This is a genomic window from Nostoc sp. DSM 114159 (assembly GCF_053470285.1).
Map to the genome: position 1 here is coordinate 5,962,305 of NZ_JBPFEH010000001.1, position 20,993 is coordinate 5,983,297.

Sequence of the window (20,993 nt, forward strand, 5' to 3'; positions counted from 1 at the left end):
TTCAGTTAGGTGGACTAAATGAGATACGTTCGTTAGGAATTATATCTGAGTTTGTTCATCAGATACAGCTTAGGTAATTTGATTGAGTGTTATCAAATTTGATAGCGCCATCTAGCAAAGTCTTTGCCATTAGATATAGTTAAAAAATCAATGGTTTTAAACTGCCGATCGATAGCTGGAACACTGCATATTTTAGCTCCAATATTCAAGTATGCCTGCAAAATTTTAGGAATTTCAAAATTATTATATTTATTTGGACAACTTTGAGGCATTTCTAGACAAAATTGTGGATTTGGATAAACCAAAATACTCGGATGCATGAAGTCATTATGCTGAAAATAATTATAAGCGCAAGTTGCTTGCCAAGGACATTGTGTCAGTAATGATGCACAACCAAAGAAATATTGGTTTTTACTCCAGATGAGATAATTTGCCAGCCCTTCCCAGAGCAGTAAAAGTGCTTGAATATTGCGATATTCTTTCGCTATACATGCACGCCCAACTTCCACTGCTACCTGAAGTACAGAATTGGGAATTCCATTAAGATTAAATATATCGGTAGCATCAAAACCCAATTTTTGAGAAGCCATTGTATAAGTTTGCATCCGATAAGTTCCAATCGTTTTACCCGTTTGTTTGGAGATTAAGATTAAATGATGGCAAACCGCATCAAACTTATCTATATCCATCTGGTTAAAGTTAGAAGCAGTAAATCCTAAGTCTAGTTCCAGATTAAACACCTCAAAACGCAACCGAAAAATGGATTCTAATTCTTCTTCAGTTGAAGCCAGTCGTAGGGTATATTTTTCAGTTTGAAGGACGGGAAAATCTTCAAGAGGGGAAGGAGGATTCAGTGGGTAATTGATGTTGCGTCCAGAAACTTCCATCTATCTTCCTACTTAGATTTGCGAAATTATTCTACTAGGATTTAGGCACTAAACAAACAGGTCACATTATGCATTAATGTGTCGAAGTGTAATTGAGACAGTTTTCGACAAAAGATCCTTTAGACCAATACCCTTCAGTTAAGGATTTTTTATACTGATTTTTGACCTATAAAGACGCGTTAGCGCAGCAAGATGTTAGCATAGCGGGGCGATCGCGCAGCATCTCCAAGAGTTGCTCGGTTCAATTTCGCGTCTCTAGCAAGGATTTTAGGTTTCACTGAACGGTATTGTGGTCTAAGAGCTTTTTTACTTTCTTAGATTAAGGTTAGAGTGCTTTTATTATGAGCATTAATTCCTAAAAAATCTGGCAATAAGATACAAAATTTTCTTTTGATATACGCTATAGATGTAATTCATAGCATTTGACACAAACTCTGATATACAGCAGAATTCGGAATTCAGGGGTAAAACACGTTTTATATTTGGGCAACAGACGTGAGCTTGTGTACCTCACCAACTTGAATGCTGTATATTGTGACGATAATTAACCTAAGTGAGGGAGTTATGTCAATTGGTCGACCGAGAGAACTTGCGATGGTGTTCAAAAGTTTAAGTATCGCAACAAGCTTTATCAAAAAGATTTTTAGAATTTCCAGCTTCAAAACTAGTTCTGAATTTGCTAACTGCACATCAGAGAGCTATTCCCGCTTGCTAGAGTGTAAGTAGTTCACGTAAAATATAGTGCCATTGTTGCGGCAGTTCTCATGACCTCATCTGCGTCGTTTGACACATTAGAGTCTTTACAGGCGGATATCGCTGAGTTGATCGTTCGTTTACCGACATTAAAAAATCGGCAATTTATTCAGCAAGCACTTACTACTATTGTTCGTCTAGCTGATACCGAAATTGAGCGTCTCGATTGGAAAATATTATCCGCTGCATTAGCAGATATGGAGCGCGGTTTCCAGCTTTTTTATGATTACCGCCACGTTCGCAAAGTCACCATCTTCGGTTCTGCTCGTCTAGCGCCAGATAGACCAGAATACCAAATGGCCCTTGAGTTTGCTCGCGCTGTTTCTCAATTAGGATTTATGGTGATGACTGGTGGCGGTGGTGGAATCATGCAGGCGGGTCATGAAGGTGCTGGGCGAGAAAATTCCTTTGGATTAAACATTCAGTTACCCTTTGAACAGCAAGCAAACCCTTTTATCGAGGGCGATCCCAAGCTAATTAACTTCAAATATTTCTTTACCCGCAAGTTGTTTCTTCTCAAAGAAAGTGATGCTGTAGCCTTGTTTCCGGGAGGCTTTGGTACTCAAGATGAAGCTTTTGAATGTATGACATTAAGCCAAACTGGTAAATTTGGGCCAGTACCTTTAGTTTTAATCGATCGCCCTGGTGGTGATTACTGGCGCTCTTGGAGCGAATATATTGATAAGCAACTAGTGCAAAACGGTCTGGTCAATCCTGAAGACCCCAGCCTTTACACGGTGACAGATAACCTGGATGTGGCTTGTGATGCTATCACCCGTTTTTACCAGGTTTATCATTCCAGTCGTTATGTCAGCAATAAGTTAGTCATCCGTCTGAAGACAGATATATCAGACGCTCTGTTAGAAAAACTTAATGCTGATTTTAGCGACATTATTATTCAAGGAAGAATTGAAAAAAGTCAGGCATTACCTCAAGAAGCACAAGATGAAACTGTTGGACTACCTCGCCTCATTTTGTACTTCAATCAACGCGATTTGGGACGTTTGTATCAGATGATTGCCACAATTAACCGGATGGGTACTCCTTCATTAGAGGATGTAGCGCATCCAGAAAGAAAGTAGGTAATAAAACACATCTAATTTGCATATTAAAATTTTCTCACTATCTTATGGGGCGGACATCTTATCCGCCCTGATTATGCAACTTGAATGCTGATTAATGTATTAACGTGAGTCTCCAACGGAGGCGCACCTGCGGGAAGGGCGAAAGAAACAAGTCAAATCCTCTTCCCCTCTGCCTTCTGCCTCCTGCCTCCTGCCTTGTTTCTTAGGAGTTCGACAAGCCCTTTTTTGACCTCTCCCGCAACCCCTCTTGGACACGGAGAGGAAAGCCAAAACCCTAATTTCTCGTTGCTCCTCCCTTGACCCGTGGGAGAGGGAGGTTGTCCGGGAGAGGTTCATCGAACTCACCTTGTATTAAGGGAAAAAAGGGAGAGAATTTTGAATACTCTCCCTTTCCTTGTTTCAAGGTTATGAAATTACCAAGAGCGATCGCACAGCATAAAGCCTTTTATTATCAGGCTGCGACACCCTGGGCGTAGCTTGCTTCTTTGTAGGAGTAGGCAGCTGAGAGCGAGTCTTCTTCTGTTGGAGACGCTACCGCAAGCTTCCCTTGCTTCCCTGTAGGGGTACAATACAGTCCGTCGTCGACATCGCCAACGGCGTAGTCTCTCCACAAATCAAAAATATTTTATATATTCATGCGGCTATCTTCATGAGCAGTGAGGATTTTGGCATTGTCCAAGCAAGCCACGAAAACAATATAATCACCCTACTTACAGATGAGAAAAACACCAGTTATTATGACTCAATACTGATTTTTGTAAAAAAGCTTGTATATTAGCACAGTAAACAACGCTTGAGATCCTAACAGAGGAATAAAAAATGCTGGAATTATTGGGTTCAGGTTTGGTGTCGCTTTGGCTGGAAATGGCTGGAGTACAAATCAAACCTCTAGATGCCTTAGATGCACTAACTTGGCAAAGTAGCCCTGGCTTTGTTCTTGCCCCCGATCCAAATCCAACTGGGGCGACTACGGTGCAGGAATATTTGAAAAAGCTGATTACATCAAAAGTGGTGGCGCAAAATCTGGCTGAGAGTCAGGGAATTTGGATGCAGTCAGGGCCGATGCTGATGGCAAATCACCAAGGTACGACACCTCTGCCGGCTGCTTCTTTAACTAAAATTGCCACTTCACTAGTTGCTTTGAAAACTTGGGGACCAGATTATCAATTTGATACTTTGGTGAGTGTGACTGGCCCTGTGGTAAATGGAGTTGTGCAGGGCGATTTGGTGGTTACAGGGCGTGGCGATCCTTTGTTTGTTTGGGAAGAAGCGATCGCTCTTGGTAATACTCTCAATCAAATGGGCATCAAGCAAGTAAAGGGGAATTTGATTATTACTGGCAGTTTTGCCATGAATTTTCAACGTCAGCCAATGCTAGCCGGTCTGATGCTCAAGCAAACGCTAAATCGTGCCACTTGGGGACGCCCTGCGATTTACACCCACTCAATCATGCCCAAGGGAACACCCAAGCCTCAAGTTGTGATTGCTGGCGCGGTGAAAGTTGAGGCGCAACCAAACCCTCAACAAACTTTGTTACTGCGTCATCGCTCATTGCCCTTGAAGCAACTACTCAAGGAAATGAACGTTTATAGTAACAACGATATGGCAGAGATGCTAGCAGATTCAGTAGGGGGAGCGCCTGTAGTCCAATCAACTGCTGCTAATCTGGCGAGAGTGCCACAAGCGGAAATCCAGTTAATCAATGGTTCTGGATTGGGGCCGGAAAATCGCATTTCCCCCAGGGCTGTGTGTGCCATGTTTATGGCTATTCAAGCTGAGGCATCTGCCCATCAACTGAATCTAGCTGACTTGTTCCCGATGTCTGGATTCGATCATCGGGGGACACTACACACCAGACACATTCCCCTGGCGACTGTGATCAAAACTGGTACTCTCCGGGATGTGAGCGCTTTAGCGGGAGTGATGCCCACACGCGATCGCGGTTTGGTTTGGTTTGCTATTATCAACCGTGGCACAAATGTCTGGGGTTTGCGGACTGGACAAGACCAACTCTTGCAAAGTGTTGTCAAACAATTACAATTACCTCTAACTGTTCCTGTTAACCTCACTCCCCACTCAGCCATCAACTCTTTACCCCAGCTAGGTGCAGCTAATCGCAATGAAATTTTATACAAAAGTTAGGGACTTCCATAGTCTACAGTTAGAACAGAGAGCGGACTAATCTTATTCGCAATCCAAAAGTTTTATTGATGGGTAAAAACCGAACTTGTAAAGGGTAAATGTCCATAATAGCTTTTGGGTTAAATTTTCTATTAAGTTGATTACAGGTAGTTCGCAAAATACCCTAACCCCAATAGGGGAAAGAGCAGGCGAAACCTGAAATAAAAATAACTGTAAATAGATTTGTCACGACTAAGCAACAATTAAGCTTATAAATTAGGTTGTGATTATGCGATTTCCCAAAATATCTCGGTCTCTACGTCAACTCACTACTCATGTTTTAGCGATCGCGCTAGGAGTTGTGCTAGCGATTAGCACATTGCAGGTGTCACCCTCCCAAGCCGAACCAGCACCCACAATAACTGCTGTTGATACTTCAAATCTAATTGCTCAACGGCAATCACCAGCTAGTGCTGCGATCGGAAGCAGTAGCTTTGTGACAGCAGCAGTGAATCGTGTTGGTTCAGCAGTTGTCCGCATTGATACTGAGCGAACAATTACTCGCCGCGTCGATCCATTTATGGAAGACCCCTTTTTCCGTCGGTTTTTTGGTGACGGTTTCTCCCAACAGATGCCGCCGTCTGAACAGTTACGTGGTTTAGGCTCAGGTTTCATTATTGACAAGAGCGGGTTAGTTATGACTAATGCTCATGTGGTCGATAAAGCTGATAAAGTAACAGTCCGACTCAAAGATGGTCGCACCTTTGAAGGTAAAGTTCAAGGTATTGATGAAGTTACAGATTTGGCAGTAGTCAAGATTAACGCTGGTAACGATTTACCAGTCGCGCCTTTGGGTTCTTCTAGTAATGTACAAGTAGGAGATTGGGCGATCGCAGTCGGTAATCCTTTGGGATTTGATAATACTGTTACCTTGGGAATTGTCAGTACCCTCAAACGTTCCAGCGCCCAAGTCGGCATTAGTGACAAACGTTTGGATTTCATTCAGACAGACGCTGCTATTAACCCTGGTAACTCTGGCGGGCCACTACTGAATGGTCAAGGTGAAGTAATTGGTATCAACACAGCCATTCGCCCTGATGCAATGGGTATTGGATTTGCCATTCCTATTGATAAAGCTAAAGCGATCGCCGCGCAACTACAACGCGATGGCAAAGTTGCTCATCCCTATCTCGGTGTGCAAATGCTAACTTTGACACCCGATCTCGCCAAGCAAAATAATACCGATCCCAACTCTCCGATTCAGATACCAGAAATTAATGGTGTTTTTGTTATGCGAGTTGTCCCCAATTCTCCAGCTGCATCTGCGGGTATCCGACGCGGAGATGTAATTCTGCAAATTGATGGTAAAGCAATTACCAGTGCCGAACAATTGCAGAATGTTGTGGAAGACAGTCGCCTTGGTCAAGTATTACAGGTAAAAGTGCAACGAGGTAATAAGACAGAGCAGCTTTCAGTCCGCACAGCCGAGTTGCAAAATGCTTCGTAGAACACATCTGTTATTGGTGTCAACTTAAGCATATTAGACAGTCTAGAAAAGCTTTCTCTCGTTTCTCTCGTTCCCAGCCTCTGGCTGGGAATGCCCTCTGTGAGGCTCCGCCTCGTTTACTAGGAGCAGCCCAATGAGATAGATTTCCCGATTCTACCTTCTTGTCCACCTAAATATGTAATTTAAAAAATTTATTATCGCTGAACTCTTTTCTAGAGTCTGTTTATGTTTCCATGTCTTCATACCTTTGATGAACCTCATTCAGAGTACTTAAACAGCTTAAGCTTAAGCCCAGATGGAATTCTTCTGGTAGGCTGTTTTCACAATCTTGTCAAGGTTTGGGATTTAACCACTGGGAATACCAACCATTCATTTGAACTGCATGGAGATCGGTATGGTCACTTTAATACTTTGGTAAATCCAGACTGGAAAAGCATCATCAGTAATGATAGCTATGGCAATCTCCGAACCTATGACTTTTGGACAGGAGAGGAAGTCTTCTGTTTTCAAGGAGATTCCAGTGCTTTAGCATTTACTCCTGATGGAAAAGTATTATTTTCAGCTACCTGCAAAGCTCCTTATGGTACGAATGCCACCATTGAGATTAATGTTATTGAATCCTCAACGGGAAAATTACTCCGCACCTTGCTATTTGCAAATGCATATCTTCCAATCCGCTGTTTACTAGCCAGCCCAGATGGTAGTATTTTGGTAGCTCAAGCATTTGATCTCCTAACTCAAGTTTGGGATTGGCAAAATGGGCAAGTTATCAGCACATTTAATGCTCTAGCTTCAAATTATTCCCTCCATTTCCCCAATTGTCTTTGTAGGCATTGGCTTGATGCAGTTGCAACTCGCCCAAATGGTCAAATCATTGCTGCTGTGGCACAAAGGGACAAACCAAACTTAGTAAAAGAAACGACCGTTGCCATTTGGGATATACAAACTACGGAATTCCTTTATACACTTGGTATCAGCCAGCGTGAACCTGATTCGGGTATGCCTCATAATGCTATGACACCTGATGGTTCACTGCTTGCCGTTGGCAATATTAACGAAATTGAAGTTTGGGATCTAGAGAATAGGCAGCAGCTTTGTGTACTGTATGGGCATAAGTCTAGGATTGACAATCTCACAATTAGCCTAGATGGGAAAACCATTGTCAGCTATGCGTTTAATGACAGCATCAAAGTTTGGCATAGTAATGGGAGTTGCTGTAATCATTAAAGCATCTGTCTTAGCTAACCCCACGTAATGCTGAAATAACATCTTGGGCTGACTGATGCCGAAATTTACCTGTATGAAAATCAGCTAGCGTTTGTTGGGCATCCGTCGCTATTTCTGCACGACGATTTTCGCGGTGGCGGTTTTGGAGAATCTCGATCGGCATTTCTTGCTGCTCAGGGTAAAGTTGCAAAGAGTGTTTCAGCACTCGATTGAGAGTACTCACGATCAATTAGACTATCAACTGATCTTAGAAACTCGATCGTGTCTAAATCACTTACCAACAACTAATACTAGACCTTCATGGGCTAGTATCGCTTGAGGAAAAGCAGATTTAATATCGACTTGCACCCGATCGAGAAAATCATCATGGTCATCTGGGTGATGATGAGAAATAGCTAGCTGTTTGACGCCAGCACTCAGAGCTGCATTCACCGCAGCTTGCCAGAGTAAATCAGCAGAATCATGGTTGTGAGATGTCGGCGGAGTGTAAGTGGCATTGGCAATCAGCAAGTCAACGCCTTGAATAAACTCTAAAATCCGCTCTCGCTCCACTTGATCGGCATTTTGGTGCAAATCTGTGATGTAGGCAACACTATACTCTTGCCAAGTAACTCGGTAGCCAACTGACCGCTGAGTTTGATTAATTAATGCAGTGGTAATGGTGACATCATCTAACTTTACGTCACTTTCTGGGGTCAGATTGTAAAATTGCAATTCTGACTGCATTACCTGTAAAGGGTAAGGAAAGTGTGGCTGGAGCATCTGATCGTACAGACATTGTTTGATTGAGGCTCCATTTGAGGCAGCTATGCCGTAAATATGGAAGCAATTTTCCCCAATAAATGCAGGAGCGAAAAAGGGAAACCCTTGAATTCGGTTTGATTGGCAGTTGGTAAAAAATAAATGGGCTTCTAGTGGCTGTTGCAGTTCTTGCCAAGTTTTACCCAATATGCGTAAGCCAGTACCGCCATCAAAAATCAAGCGTTTCCCAGCCACATATATTTCTACACAAGCGGTATTACCACCATAACGATTGGTGTTGCTACTGGGAGTGGGTATCAAACCTCTGACACCCCAAAATTGCACGATAAATTCATCTGCTGGGCTACTGGGCAGGGTAGATGACTTTTCTGTTATGTAGCTCTGGGAATCCGACAACTCAAAATTTGACATTTTCCTTGAAATTAGACCTTACTGAGCAGGTCATCGTAGCGCCGCACTTCCAACAACCTGTTTTTTTCGTCCACAATGACTACCGTAGGAGAGTAACTTTTTAACTCTTCTGGAGTAAACTGCCCGTAAGTCATTATAATCAAGCGATCGCCAATAATGCCTAGACGTGCCGCACCTCCATTTAGCTCAATGATTCCTGAATGAGCTAGAGCAGGGATCGCATAAGTAATAAAGCGCTGGCCGTTGGCACTATTAACTACTTGCACCTGCTCATAAGGTAAGATACCAGCTTTTTCCAAAAGGATTTCATCAATGCTGATACTACCCACGTAGTTGATATTTGCCCCTGTAAGGGTGCAGTTATGAATTTTTGCCAAAAGGAGAGTACGCTGCATTCTGGTTTGGGTTTGGTGGCAGATTATAAAATCCGTAACAAGGGAAAGTTAGCAAAGTGAAGTGAGGAGTTAGGAGTGAGGAATAAAAATTCATAACTCTTAACTCTTAACTCTTAACTCTTAACTCTTAACTCATGTACAGACGCGATTAATCGCGTCTGTACTCCTAACTTTTCTATTATCCTCTATAAGCTCTGACGGATTTTTCAACTAAAGCTGCAACCTTGTCTACATCTTGCCAACCGAGAATTTCAGTCACCTTTTTTTCTAAATTTTTATAACTACGGAAAAATTCAGCAATTTCCTCTAAGCGGTGTGGTGCTACGTCATTCAGGGATTTTACCTGAGTGTAGCGCGGATCTTTGTCAGGAACACAAAGGATTTTTTCATCGCGATCGCCACCGTCAATCATCTCCAAAAAGCCAATTGGTCGCGCAGCAATAATACAGCCGGGAAAGGTCGGCTCATCAATTATGACCATACCATCTAGGGGATCGCCATCATCAGCCAAAGTATTAGGTACAAAGCCGTAGTCATAAGGATATTGTACTGAGGAATAAAGTACTCGGTCTAGAGCAAAAGCTTGTAGTTCCTTGTCGTATTCGTATTTATTTTTACTTTTGCCAGTAATTTCAATCAGAACGTTGATTAGACCCGGTTTTGGTTGGGCAGGAATACGAGATAAGTCCACAAAAAACTCCTCTGATAACTGTGAATCATGGGGGCACTCTGTCAGCTTCGCTCCCCGTGTAGAATTTTAGGGCAATATGGATCTCTTCCCAAGGTATTTATTCCAGGGCATGGGGCCGTTGGGTACAAGAAGCAGAGGTGCGGAGGGGAAAAAATAGAAAAAGCGTTACGAAGTTTGCTCGCAACGCTTTTTCCAAGAGGGTATTATGGATATTCTCCGCCCTTAATTGCTGTTAGGGGGATTTCTGCCCTAACTTTGTTAAGACAACTGAAATCTGGAGTCACACAATCCAGATTTAGCTTATTTTTGACTAACTACACCCACATCTTCAGAGATTGTCTACAAAATCAGTGTTCTGCTTTTTTGTAGATATCCTCATGAGAAAATGCGACTATGAAGCTCGATCAATCTTGATTTCTTTGTATATTTTGGATCAGAGGTTGCTGGTTATTTTGAACATTGGTTGAAGAATAGTGGGCGATGACAAATACGGGTAGGGTAAGAGTCAATAGAGCGATCGCAGTTCCCACAATGTCTGCCAAACGTTGGGAATATGTATCGGCATTGGCAGACTGGCTATTTGAATTCATACAAAATTGAAGTTCTTCGCAACACTGTGTAGGTTTACTCTCTCAGTGAGAGTATTAATGCTATTTTAGCTATTTTTAAACTGTAAAATGTGTAGCATTCTACAATTTAAACCAGTTATACAACTGTCATAGTAGGCTTTTTATACATAGAATTCTTAATACAAAGTTACAATTAAACAAATCATGTTTTATTTTGTAATTAATATTTTCAGGTGTTTCTTTGTATGGTGTAACGGGTTGCATACGCAAAGCAAACTTTGACAGCATCATAAGTTACATTTTTTCGCTGATTAAAGATTAATTAGCAAAACATATTTATCCGATACTTCATGATTATAACATTCTATAAAGCTTTTGATAAGGTCATTTTACTGGAATTGCTAATTTGTGATACAGGACACAAAACCGCAATTGCACTGATAGATATTCAGTGCAATTGATTGTTATATAGTAGTTATACACAAAATATTTGACACCAGAGAAGAAATAGTAGTAACGATTTTTGTAACCAATGATAACTACCGAATAAACACAGATACATCAACTGTATAAGGCAGAATGGATTCAGTGATATCACTAAACAAATATTTAAGAATTTAAATTTTGCAATCTGTGTAATATCACAGCCATTTTGTCAATCTACATAAAGATAGAGTAAATAAGTTTGAGAAAGTGGCCTAGAGGTATAGTAAGTTATTACCAAATCCCCATATCTGAACAAAATACCTAATGCCAATTTCCAGATCCTAAATCCGTATAACTTTTTGAATAAATCAAAATCTCAGACGAAAAATTGTATAACAAATTAATCAGCGAAAAAAACCGCCACTAAATATAATAGGGCGGTTTAGTTAAGCGATCGGAGGGTAATTACAGATTATTCTGCTAATAAATGAAATTGCTGTAACGACGTTTGCACTAAATTGGGCATTGAGCAAAACAGTGCTGAGTGCTAAGTACTGTTAGCGGATAGCTAGGGTTTAGCCCGTGCTGAGTTAGGAGTAGAGACGCGATTAACCCTTATCCGTAGATGAGTTAGGAGTTAAGAGTTATTCTCCCCCTGCTCCCACTTCGGCTACGCTCAGTGACCACCTGCCTCCCTGCTTCTTCATCTCCCCGCCCCCTACTGCCTTGCATAAACACTGATTGGTTCCTTGATAAATCGGGTGTAAAGATGCTTAAAGGTAGACTTAATGACGCGGGGCATACCAAAATCAATGGGCATTAACTTGTCTGGTAGCCGCCAATCTTCTATTTTTAATAAGTCAGGATTTAAATGTGGAAACTCTATGGCAGCAAGTTCTGGACAAACTCCTAGCCTTTGAGAAGCTGCAACTGTGGGCACTTGTTCAGGAGAAACATTGAGGATTTCTACCATTGCCCGATCTAAGGCAAATATATCTGATGCGGCTGCTAAAATGCCCAGTTGGCGAGGTTCCCCGTTGCTGGGGCCATTACCTTCGTGACCGATGATGCCATCTAATATGGTTAAGTCAGGGTTAATCGCTCTGGCAGTTTCTACTAACATTTCACCAAATCTATTCGCGTCTTTTCCCGCTTCCATGTGCCACCAAGCTTTCATTTTGCCGGGGACACAACCAAACAGGTTTTTTACACCCAGTGTTAATGTCAACTGAGCATGTGATTTAACTTTCGGTAGGTTAATCACTACGTCTGCTTCCATTGCTTCTTTAGACAGGCGCAAATGGTTAAAATTATCACTAACGGTTTGGTAACGCTGACCGTGAAAATCGATGATGGGAAGATTGAGTTCTTCTAAAATAGGCAGATAGCCATTTGCTATTGCTACGCCCTTGGCACTACCAAAAGCAGGACTATCGCCCAAAAATGGCTTACCGCCAACATCAATTACCATTTGGGCAACTTCATAAACTAGTTCGGCACGGGTGATACACTCTTTACTAGGACGCGATCCGGTAAGTAGATTCGGTTTGAGTAAAACGCGATCGCCTTTTTTGACAAACGCTGCTATTCCTCCAAAAGGTTCCAGCAGTGTGACTAAGGATTCTCGTAAAGCCTCTCGTTCGTAAGATGTAGCTCGAATGAGACTAACAGCTGGTTTTTGAGTCTGCATAGTATAGGTAGGGGATAGAGGGAGAAATCAATTCAAAATTCAAAATTCAAAATTCAAAATTGAAGAAAAGACTAAATAAAAAGTAGCTAAAGCTTCACGCAGGGTCAAGAATGAGGGGGACAAGGAGAATACCATGCCCTACCCAATGCTCCATGCCCCATAAACTATTATTCTGTTTTGAGCGGTAAGATACCACTCATTTGTTCTAGATTTAACACTGTGGCTAAATCTGTTTCATTCATTAATCCTCGTTCTAAAACAATTTGCCGCAGAGATTTACCAGTTTCTAAAGATTCTTTGGCGACAGCTGCGGCATTTAAATAACCGATATGGGTATTTAGTGCGGTTACTAAAGCTAAACTGCCTTCGGCATAAGCTAAACAACGTTCTCGATTGGCAGTAATTCCCTCAATGCAGCGTTCGGTGAGTGCAGCGATGGTATTGCCGAGAATTTCGATACTGTGAATTAGGTTATAGGCAATTAGCGGCATCATCACATTTAATTCTAATTGTCCGGCTTGTGCGGCTAAAGCGATCGCACTATCGTAACCCATCACCTGAAAGCACACCATTGATGTCATCTCTGCCATGACTGGGTTATATTTCCCTGGCATAATCGAGGAACCGGGTTGCACTGGAGGCAGTTGAATTTCTTTCAAGCCTGTTTTTGGCCCCGAATCCATCAACCGTAAATCATGAGATATTTTGGCTAAATCCTGGGCTAAATTCCGCAACGCACCAGAAACATTCACAAATGGAGCCATACTTTGCATAGCTGCCATGAGATGGGGCGCAGGTTCTAAAGGAGTATCAATCAATTCTGAGAGAACTTCTACCACACGGGCGCGATACAAAGGATGAGTATTTAATCCCGTTCCGGCTGCGCTACCTCCCAAACCCAGCACCATCAAATCTCCAGAGGCGGTATAAATTCGGTTTTGGTGTTCTGTAAGAATTTGCGCCCAAGCTCGAAAATTCTCACCCAAACGCACGGGTACAGCATCTTGTAAGTGGGTTCTGCCAGATTTGACGATATCTTGAAATTCTACAGCTTTGTTTTCTAAAGATGCGATCGCTCCATCTATTGCTGGGTGTAATGTTTTAGATAATGCCAATAAACCACCGATGCGAATTGCAGTCGGAATCACATCATTGGTAGACTGTCCATAATTAACATGGTCGTTGGGACTAACACGTTTGTAATTGCCCTTTTCTTCACCAAGTATTTCTAAGGCGCGATTTGCGAGAACTTCGTTAACATTCATATGGTGGGATGTTCCAGCACCCGCCTGATAAACATCCACAACAAATTGATCGCGGAACTTCCCAGCTAAGATTTCATCAGTTGCTTGCACAATCGCCTGACTAATATCTTGGGGAATACAATTTAGTTCTCCATTCACAATTGCTGTAGCTTTTTTAATTATCAATCCAGCATCTACGTAAGTAGCTAAAGGCTTGATGCCACTAATGGGAAAGTTTTCAATCGCCCGTAGTGTTTGAATGCCGTAATAAACGCTACTAGCAATTTGGCGATCGCCCATCGAATCGCGTTCGATGCGGAATTGAGAGTCTGTGTATTCAGTCATAGTATTGTTTTAAGAGAGCTTCAGAAAACAGATTTTCCCACGCTTAGGGAGAAAGTGGGGAGAATTAGAGACAAGGTGACAAGGGGGTAAACAAAACTCCTAACTCTTGTAGAGACGCGATTAATCGCGTCTCTACTGTTAACTCTTAACTCAGCACGGGCTAAACGCCCCGTTGACGCTAACAGCACTCCTAATGCCCAATGCCCAATATCCTATGACTCTACCCAACTGGATTACCTTCTCTCGCCTTCTGGGTGTACCATTTTTGCTTTATGGCTTGTACAACCCCACACCACAAGCTAGGTGGATATGTTTGGCGATTTTTATCGTTGCGGCGTTAACTGATTGGTTAGATGGCTATTTGGCGCGGAAACTCAACCAAATTAGTGAGTTGGGTAAATTTCTTGACCCCTTAGTGGATAAATTTCTGGTACTAGCGCCATTGATGGTTTTGATTGAACTAGAAAAAATACCGGCTTGGGGAGTGTTTTTGATTTTAGCGCGAGAATTAGCGATCGCTGGTTGGCGAGTAAATCAAACAACAATTACCGGAGCGAATATTTGGGGTAAACTCAAAACTATTAGTCAAATAGTTGCGATCGCACTTCTAATTGCACCCCTACCTGAAGTGTGGCAAACTCCCTCTATAATTGCCTTTTGGATTTCTGTTGCCCTAACTTTAATTTCTGGTGGTATTTATCTTTTGCCGCAAAATCCAATTAAGGAAAATACTCTATTAGATGTAAAATGAACCAGGAATAAGCTACACAGGAATATTGGCAACAACCTCAAAACTCGGAATTTCGAGATCAAAACTCGGAACTTTGAAATCAAAACTCAGAACTTCAGGATCTGAACTGGAAACTTCGAGATCAAAACTCGAAACTTGAGATTCAAAACTCGGAACTTCACGATCGCAACTGGAAACTTCGAGATCGGAACTCGCAACTCGGAATTTTTATAATTTGCAAACAAGTAAAGAGTCGAGTTGAACGAATGCGAGAGGCAATTTAGCGCTTCACTTTTACACAGCTAATACTTTATTTCTCAAAATCATAGCTAGGTAATCCGGTAACATCAGTTTGGAGAGCAAACAAATCACCTGAGTAGAAACTTTTTTCAATTTCCGCTTGGCTGAGTCCAACTGAAGCAGTGGTGATGTAGAGTGTTTGCAAATTCTCGCCCCCAAAAGTACAGCTACTTGGCACTTGCACGGGTAGCTTTATCCGCAATATCTCTTCGCCCTTAGAGCTAAAACGAATCACACACCATCCATCCCACATAGCTGACCAAATATGTCCTTCACTATCTATTGTCAACCCATCTGGATAGAAAGATTCATGAGTTAAATCAACAAAAATCCGGCGATTAGTAATGCTACCTGTAACTGAATCAAAATCGTAAGCATATATCTTTTGCTCAGGAGAATCTGTTAAGTAAAACGTCTTTTGATCCGGACTCCACCCCAGACCATTAGAGATAGTCAATCCCGTTTCCATGATATGCAATGAACCATCAGCATCATAACGATAAAGACTAGCTTGGGGTTTTTCTAAAGAACACATTGAGCCGAACCAAAAGCGGCCTTGGGGGTCACATTTACCATCATTAAAACGGTTATCTGGCAGATTTCCTTCAATCTCCAAAATGGGAGTAACTTCGCCTGTCTGGGTATTGAGGAATGCCAAGTGATGACGTAATGTCATAATTAATCTATCTGCACCTGCTGTTGCGATCGCACCTACTACATCTCCTACATCAAAAAAGCAGTTTTCCCCCGTAATAGGATTGAACTGATGCACTTGATGGTTATAAATATCAACCCAGTACAGTAAGCTTCTGGTACAGTCCCAGATGGGGCTTTCACCTAAACGGGCACGGGCTTGTAGAACATTGTGGAGTGGATATTGTCCCATAAGCAGTTAATTTAAATATTAAATGAAGTATACATCTTTACCCAATGTCAACTCAATCTCTACTCTTAAGTTCTTGGTTTAACTTATAACAAATGGATTTTATGCGTTTGATCGTTATTTTTATTTTAACCCATTTTGATAATAATAATTTGGGTTGAATTTTACTATAATTTTTTCTTCTAAATCATAATTACATTCTAAATCTCTATCTTCATCCAAAAAATAAGCATTTTGTTTATAGCATTCCGTAATTATTAAAATAAAATCTTTAATACCTTGACAAATTATATATAGAACATCATCTTTAGGAGTCCATACAACTGATTGATTGTCTGGCAAAGTTCTGACGCAATAGTAATCACCTCCGCTACCATATAAAAAAGGAATCATATCTGGTTGCCATCCCCAATAGTCTGGATCTTTATGTACGCTATGCAAACGATTTATAACGCTATCTACTTTATCAATTTCGATTAAATTGTATCCAGGAAGTATGTAGGAAAATTAAAATTATTAGGAAGTTCAAAACAACATCCTTTAACACATGAATATATAGCGATTAAACCTTCAGGAATTGGATGAGTTGTAATGCTATTCTGAATTTCATCATCGAGTAAACCATCTTTTAAAACAGCAATGTATCCAGGTCTTTGATTTTCAATAATTTCTAGAAGATTTCTGAAATATTGTTGAATATTTTCGCGTTCATTCATTTTCAAAAATTTGTCTTTTGATTTTTGCCAAACCTTTATCGCGATCTGTTAACTTAAAATTAGTCGGTCAGGATTCCCGTTATGTACCAAACAGACCCCCCTCGTCCTTCAAAAGAAACCCTACCAACAATGTACGATCTTCCCAGTGAATACCCAGAGGACTCTGGTTTGCCTGACGAATTTCACCTTTTTCAACCCCAACTTCTGCGCGAAACCTTCTGTCCACAGCTAAATAGTCATTTTTCAGAGAATCTTGTAAACCAGAAATAAAATCATATTCAGGATATTTATCTTTTGCCAACAAAAAGCTAACACTGCTGATTGAAAACATCTCTCGATAAATTTATTTTTTATCACCAAAATTTTACGAAACCGAAATCATAGATGAACAACGGTAATAACGAATAAATCATCGTTATTTATGTACATTTATCTGTATTTAAGGAACTACAATTACAGGAGTACCTATTGTCACCATTTCATACAATTTTCGCACGTCCTCATTATACATACGAACGCAACCATGAGAAATTGCCTTCCCTACAGAGTCTCGCTTGTAAGTACCATGAAATCCGATTTGGTCTTTTCCATCAGTCCAAAATCCAATCCAACGTTCTCCTAGAGGATTCTCTAAACCTGGAGGAATAATTTCTGTGTAATTAACAAATGGATTTCGCCAAGTTGGGTTTTTAACCATATTAAGCACTTTAAATTTGCCTGTAGGCGTTTCCCACTTTGGTTTACCAATAGCTACGGGATAGCTGGCTTGTAAAACATCCCCCCGATAAACATAAAGTTTTCGTTGTTTGAGAAAGAGTAGTAAATGGATATTTTGCTCAGAAGTATTAGGAGGGGTTGTCTGCACTGGAAGCTTTAGCCTCAGCAGTAAACGCATCATTCGCTCAGAAGTGCTAGGAAGATTTGGCTGCGCGGGAGGAGAGTTCAGTTGACTAATTATTGTCTTCTCCGTTACTCTTTGCTCAATTGTAGTTTTGGCAATAGCACGTAATTGAAGCCAGAAAAGCAAAGCAATTGAGATTAATCCCAACTTGAGAACATTACGATAATACACACTATTGTTCATAATCTATTGCATTAAATTTATAAGTTTATTATAAAATATTTAATTTTTAATTTTGCTTTTATTTATTAATAGTAATTCAGAACTCAAATTTCAACTAGTTTGAAGTCTGAATTCTGAATTTTTACTCAACTATTTTGCAAAATCTCACTAATCAAATAAGTTTTATCCTCGTCCTGGAATGGGATATGTTGGCTCTGTGGTATTGCCATTATTTGAATTAGTCGGCTTTTTGGTATTGCCAGTGTTTGAATTAATCGGCTTTTTAGTATTGCCAGTGTTTGAATTAATCGGCTTTTTAGTATTGCCAGTGTTTGAATTAATCGGCTTTTTAGTATTGCCAGTGTTTGAATTAGTCGGCTTTTTAGTATTGCCAGTATTTGAATTAGTCGGCGTTGTGGTATTGCCAGTATTTGGATTAGTCGGCGTTGTGGTATTGCCAGTATTTGGATTAGTCGGCGTTGTGGTATTGCCAGTATTTGGATTAGTCGGCGTTATGGTATTGCCAGTATTTGGATTAGTCGGCGTTGTGGTATTGCCAGTATTTGAATTAGTCGGCGTTGTGGTATTGCCAGTATTTGAATTAGTCGGCGTTGTGGTATTGCCAGTATTTGGATTAGTCGGCGTTGTGGTATTGCCAGTATTTGGATTAATTTCGTCAGAAGCAGGTGGTGTTGCTGGCTGTGAATTATTTGGTTGTGTGGTGTTATTAGTAGGTGTTATCGGGTTTTTGATTTCGTCAGAAGCAGGTGGTGTTGCTTGCCCTGTGCTATTTGGTTCTGTGGTGTTATTAGTGGGTGTTTCTTGCTTTGTAGATTGTCCCAATCCTATTTGTGGGAGAATCGCAAAGCTGAAACAAGAAGTTAAAAAGAGTAAAGAAACTGCACTAGAGATAAATTTTGATTTTTCACATTGCTTTTGATTCATTTTTCCTTATTCCTTGATGTCTGCTGTTTTACGGTTAGTTTATCATTAAACTAATCTTTACTAATTTCAAATATTAAAATCTACCCAATATAATATTTATATTTACTTTTGATTACATGATATGGATATGTTGTCTCCTAACAAATTACCTTTATGCCAAATTCCACTTTTAGAAGATCCATTTGCAGGTTTAAATACTCCTTCCCCCTCACATTCATAATCTTTGAAATTCCCTCTATACTCATCACCATTTTTCCATCTTAATTTTCCTAGACCGTTAGGCCGATCGTCTACGTACTGACCTATATAATATTCATATACATTTCCACCTATAAATGAAAATCTTCCACAACCATCACGCTTATGATTTTTGAAATCTCCATCATATCTATCACCATTTTTAAAGACTAAGATTCCCTTACCGCTGAAGTTATTATTCTCATCAGAAGAGCCATAATAGCTGATATTATTCTTAAACTTTCTATCTGGTTTATCTGGTAATTTTGGTAAATTTAATTCTAATGAAGATAGTTTAGCATCACACGGTAGTTGAGTAAAGTTTTCGGTCGTTTTGGTAGACAATAGAATTAAAGGAGCTAACACAAGTATTGCAAGTATTCCTGCTCCTACTCCAGTTGCAACTAAAACTTTTTGGCGAAATGGTAATTTCCACGACGTTGTTGATTTTGATAGTCTTGGAGATACAGAATTCAGTGCTTGCAAAGCCTCGCTTGCTGTTTGGTATCGCTCACTAAATCTTTTACGCACCATTTTAGTTAAAACATTAGCTAATTTATTGCTAACATTTGCTTCGTTTCGCCAAATTATTTCTCCATTGTTGCGGTCTTCTTGAAAGTCTTTAGGTAATTTGCCTGTCAAAGCTTGAATACCAATCACTCCTACTGCATATATATCACTAGATAGTTTTGGCTTAGAATTAGCTTGTTCATCTGGCATATAGCCACTAGAGCCAATAATAATAGTTGAAGTAACTTGACCTTCAGAATTCGCCGCCAAACCTTTAATTTCTTTAACTGCTCCAAAGTCAATCAGTACAATCTTGCCATCCTTACGGCAACGCATCAAATTTTGGGGTTTTATATCACGGTGGATGATGTTCTGCTGATGAACGACAACTAAAACTTTTAGAATCTGTTGCAATAGTTGAACAATTTTATCTTCACTCCAGGGATTACCAGGAATGATTTCTGCTGCTAAATCATGCCCATCCACAAATTCTTGCACCAGATAGAATTCGCCATTTTCTTCAAAATGAGCAAATAGTTTAGGGATTTGCTTACTAAGATTACTTAAGCGATATAAAGCTTCTGCTTCGCTCTCAAATAAGCGTCTAGCGAGCATCAAAACTTCTGGTTTGACATTTTTAGGTCTAAGGTGTTTGACGACACATTTAGGTTTGCTAGGCAAATCTAAATCTTCAGCTAAATAGGTGTCGCCAAATGCACCACTTCCCAAGCTGCCTAAGATTTTGTAACGTTTCCGAAGAACTGTATTCATTACCATCCATGTAATTTTATAGGATGTTACTTAACGTCTTGTATTACTTTTGGAAAACTAGAATTGCCCTATGCCCATTAATATTAATTTAACTGTAAAGTATTTCCCTTACACTTAAAAGTTTTAGTTGTGTACTCATCTCCAATAGTTGGGGGAAAATCAAATTTAACTTTGTAAAAAACCTCAACTGATTTGCTTTCTTCATTTGGATCGAGAAAAGGTTCTTCAATATAGTCAAATTCTTTTGTTGTAACAACTCTTTTTATAGTGCTTGTTTTATCTCCTTCCCCTTTTATCGGAGGTTCTCGATCGCCTTTGTTAATTGTTGCGTGTAAAAATATTCCATCAGATATTGTCAAATAACCAGGTGATGATTCTCCACCATTAGGTTGCAGAACAAACCAACCTTTAGTTTGTAATACATCATCTAAAGCGATGAAGCTAGCAGCAACATACACAGGTTCTGAACATTCATTTTTTAATAAAAGCTTGTTATATGCAGGTTTTTTTTCTCTCAAGGCACGAACTTTTTCTCTATGTGCTATCTTAATTCTTCTGTTACCAGCATCATTCCATTGGAAAGTAATTGCACACTGTAAAGTTAGTGTATTCATTATTACAACCCTGTAACTTTCTACAGATAATTACAATTCAGTATGGTTTGATTCCTGAAAATATTATACAGATTTATAATTATGTTTGAATGATGTGTCATCGAATTTTAA

General features: G+C 40.2%; 21 protein-coding genes. 6 read left to right on the plus strand and 15 right to left on the minus strand.

The window, feature by feature from the left end; genetic code table 11:
• Nucleotides 1-92 precede the first annotated feature (92 nt).
• On the minus strand, nucleotides 93-887 hold the full coding sequence (locus ACR5KR_RS24975) for a GNAT family N-acetyltransferase (RefSeq protein WP_445630002.1): 795 nt from the start codon (nucleotides 885-887) through the stop codon (nucleotides 93-95).
• Between the two features lie 764 nt (nucleotides 888-1,651).
• Here ACR5KR_RS24975 and ACR5KR_RS24980 point away from each other — a divergent pair.
• The 4 genes from ACR5KR_RS24980 to ACR5KR_RS24995 all read left to right on the plus strand — a co-directional run bounded on the left by ACR5KR_RS24980 (nucleotide 1,652) and on the right by ACR5KR_RS24995 (nucleotide 7,580).
• A complete protein-coding gene (locus ACR5KR_RS24980; RefSeq protein WP_445630001.1) occupies nucleotides 1,652-2,722 on the plus strand; it encodes an LOG family protein in 1,071 nt (356 codons plus the stop codon).
• Between the two features lie 822 nt (nucleotides 2,723-3,544).
• A complete protein-coding gene (locus ACR5KR_RS24985; protein ID WP_448268399.1) occupies nucleotides 3,545-4,867 on the plus strand; it encodes a D-alanyl-D-alanine carboxypeptidase in 1,323 nt (440 codons plus the stop codon).
• Between the two features lie 268 nt (nucleotides 4,868-5,135).
• Nucleotides 5,136-6,353: an HhoA/HhoB/HtrA family serine endopeptidase gene (locus tag ACR5KR_RS24990; RefSeq protein ID WP_448268400.1), complete on the plus strand. Its 1,218-nt coding sequence runs from the start codon at nucleotides 5,136-5,138 to the stop codon at nucleotides 6,351-6,353.
• Between the two features lie 225 nt (nucleotides 6,354-6,578).
• Nucleotides 6,579-7,580 carry a WD40 repeat domain-containing protein gene (locus ACR5KR_RS24995; RefSeq protein WP_448268401.1) on the plus strand — a complete coding sequence of 334 codons (1,002 nt, stop codon included), beginning with the start codon at nucleotides 6,579-6,581 and terminating at the stop codon, nucleotides 7,578-7,580.
• Between the two features lie 10 nt (nucleotides 7,581-7,590).
• On the opposite strand, the gene ACR5KR_RS25000 is transcribed toward ACR5KR_RS24995, so the two are convergent.
• From ACR5KR_RS25000 to ACR5KR_RS25030, 7 genes are all read right to left on the minus strand, one after another.
• Nucleotides 7,591-7,803: a hypothetical protein gene (locus tag ACR5KR_RS25000; RefSeq protein WP_448268402.1), complete on the minus strand. Its 213-nt coding sequence runs from the start codon at nucleotides 7,801-7,803 to the stop codon at nucleotides 7,591-7,593.
• A 47-nt stretch (nucleotides 7,804-7,850) separates the two neighbouring features.
• Nucleotides 7,851-8,753 (minus strand): MBL fold metallo-hydrolase, encoded by a 903-nt coding sequence (locus ACR5KR_RS25005; protein WP_448268403.1) that lies wholly within the window; start codon nucleotides 8,751-8,753, stop codon nucleotides 7,851-7,853.
• Between the two features lie 11 nt (nucleotides 8,754-8,764).
• Entirely contained in the window at nucleotides 8,765-9,148 is a 384-nt protein-coding gene (panD, locus tag ACR5KR_RS25010) for an aspartate 1-decarboxylase (protein ID WP_292729447.1), read from the minus strand.
• Nucleotides 9,149-9,326: 178 nt separating this feature from the next.
• Complete coding sequence (locus ACR5KR_RS25015; RefSeq protein ID WP_445629994.1) at nucleotides 9,327-9,839, minus strand: inorganic diphosphatase; 513 nt, start codon at nucleotides 9,837-9,839, stop codon at nucleotides 9,327-9,329.
• Between the two features lie 404 nt (nucleotides 9,840-10,243).
• Nucleotides 10,244-10,429, minus strand: a complete 186-nt coding sequence (locus ACR5KR_RS25020; RefSeq protein ID WP_104905165.1) for a hypothetical protein — start codon at nucleotides 10,427-10,429, stop codon at nucleotides 10,244-10,246.
• Nucleotides 10,430-11,552: 1,123 nt separating this feature from the next.
• Complete coding sequence (locus ACR5KR_RS25025; RefSeq protein ID WP_448268405.1) at nucleotides 11,553-12,524, minus strand: DUF362 domain-containing protein; 972 nt, start codon at nucleotides 12,522-12,524, stop codon at nucleotides 11,553-11,555.
• Nucleotides 12,525-12,691: 167 nt separating this feature from the next.
• On the minus strand, nucleotides 12,692-14,113 hold the full coding sequence (locus ACR5KR_RS25030) for an aspartate ammonia-lyase (RefSeq protein WP_448268406.1): 1,422 nt from the start codon (nucleotides 14,111-14,113) through the stop codon (nucleotides 12,692-12,694).
• A gap of 214 nt (nucleotides 14,114-14,327) precedes the next feature.
• Here ACR5KR_RS25030 and pgsA point away from each other — a divergent pair, with 214 nt between their 5' ends.
• Complete coding sequence (pgsA, locus tag ACR5KR_RS25035) at nucleotides 14,328-14,864, plus strand: CDP-diacylglycerol--glycerol-3-phosphate 3-phosphatidyltransferase (RefSeq protein ID WP_445629991.1); 537 nt, start codon at nucleotides 14,328-14,330, stop codon at nucleotides 14,862-14,864.
• A 289-nt stretch (nucleotides 14,865-15,153) separates the two neighbouring features.
• Here the strand turns inward: pgsA and ACR5KR_RS25040 are convergent, their stop codons facing one another.
• From ACR5KR_RS25040 to ACR5KR_RS25060, 5 genes are all read right to left on the minus strand, one after another.
• Complete coding sequence (locus ACR5KR_RS25040; RefSeq protein ID WP_448268407.1) at nucleotides 15,154-16,029, minus strand: SMP-30/gluconolactonase/LRE family protein; 876 nt, start codon at nucleotides 16,027-16,029, stop codon at nucleotides 15,154-15,156.
• Between the two features lie 120 nt (nucleotides 16,030-16,149).
• Nucleotides 16,150-16,467, minus strand: a complete 318-nt coding sequence (locus ACR5KR_RS25045; RefSeq protein WP_448268408.1) for a hypothetical protein — start codon at nucleotides 16,465-16,467, stop codon at nucleotides 16,150-16,152.
• A 35-nt stretch (nucleotides 16,468-16,502) separates the two neighbouring features.
• Nucleotides 16,503-16,742, minus strand: a complete 240-nt coding sequence (locus ACR5KR_RS25050) for a hypothetical protein (protein ID WP_448268410.1) — start codon at nucleotides 16,740-16,742, stop codon at nucleotides 16,503-16,505.
• 79 nt (nucleotides 16,743-16,821) lie between these two features.
• The gene (locus ACR5KR_RS25055) at nucleotides 16,822-17,046 is read right to left on the minus strand and encodes a hypothetical protein (protein ID WP_448270435.1); all 225 of its coding nucleotides are present in this window, start codon (nucleotides 17,044-17,046) and stop codon (nucleotides 16,822-16,824) included.
• A gap of 135 nt (nucleotides 17,047-17,181) precedes the next feature.
• Nucleotides 17,182-17,826, minus strand: coding sequence for a L,D-transpeptidase (locus ACR5KR_RS25060; RefSeq protein WP_448268411.1), 645 nt, complete (start codon nucleotides 17,824-17,826; stop codon nucleotides 17,182-17,184).
• Nucleotides 17,827-18,004: 178 nt separating this feature from the next.
• On the opposite strand from ACR5KR_RS25060, the gene ACR5KR_RS25065 reads away from it, so the two are divergent.
• Nucleotides 18,005-18,745 carry a hypothetical protein gene (locus ACR5KR_RS25065; RefSeq protein ID WP_448268412.1) on the plus strand — a complete coding sequence of 247 codons (741 nt, stop codon included), beginning with the start codon at nucleotides 18,005-18,007 and terminating at the stop codon, nucleotides 18,743-18,745.
• A gap of 107 nt (nucleotides 18,746-18,852) precedes the next feature.
• Here ACR5KR_RS25065 and ACR5KR_RS25070 read toward each other — a convergent pair whose 3' ends face one another.
• On the minus strand, nucleotides 18,853-20,274 hold the full coding sequence (locus ACR5KR_RS25070) for a protein kinase domain-containing protein (protein WP_448268414.1): 1,422 nt from the start codon (nucleotides 20,272-20,274) through the stop codon (nucleotides 18,853-18,855).
• A gap of 77 nt (nucleotides 20,275-20,351) precedes the next feature.
• A complete protein-coding gene (locus tag ACR5KR_RS25075; RefSeq protein ID WP_448268415.1) occupies nucleotides 20,352-20,882 on the minus strand; it encodes a hypothetical protein in 531 nt (176 codons plus the stop codon).
• Nucleotides 20,883-20,993 lie beyond the last annotated feature (111 nt).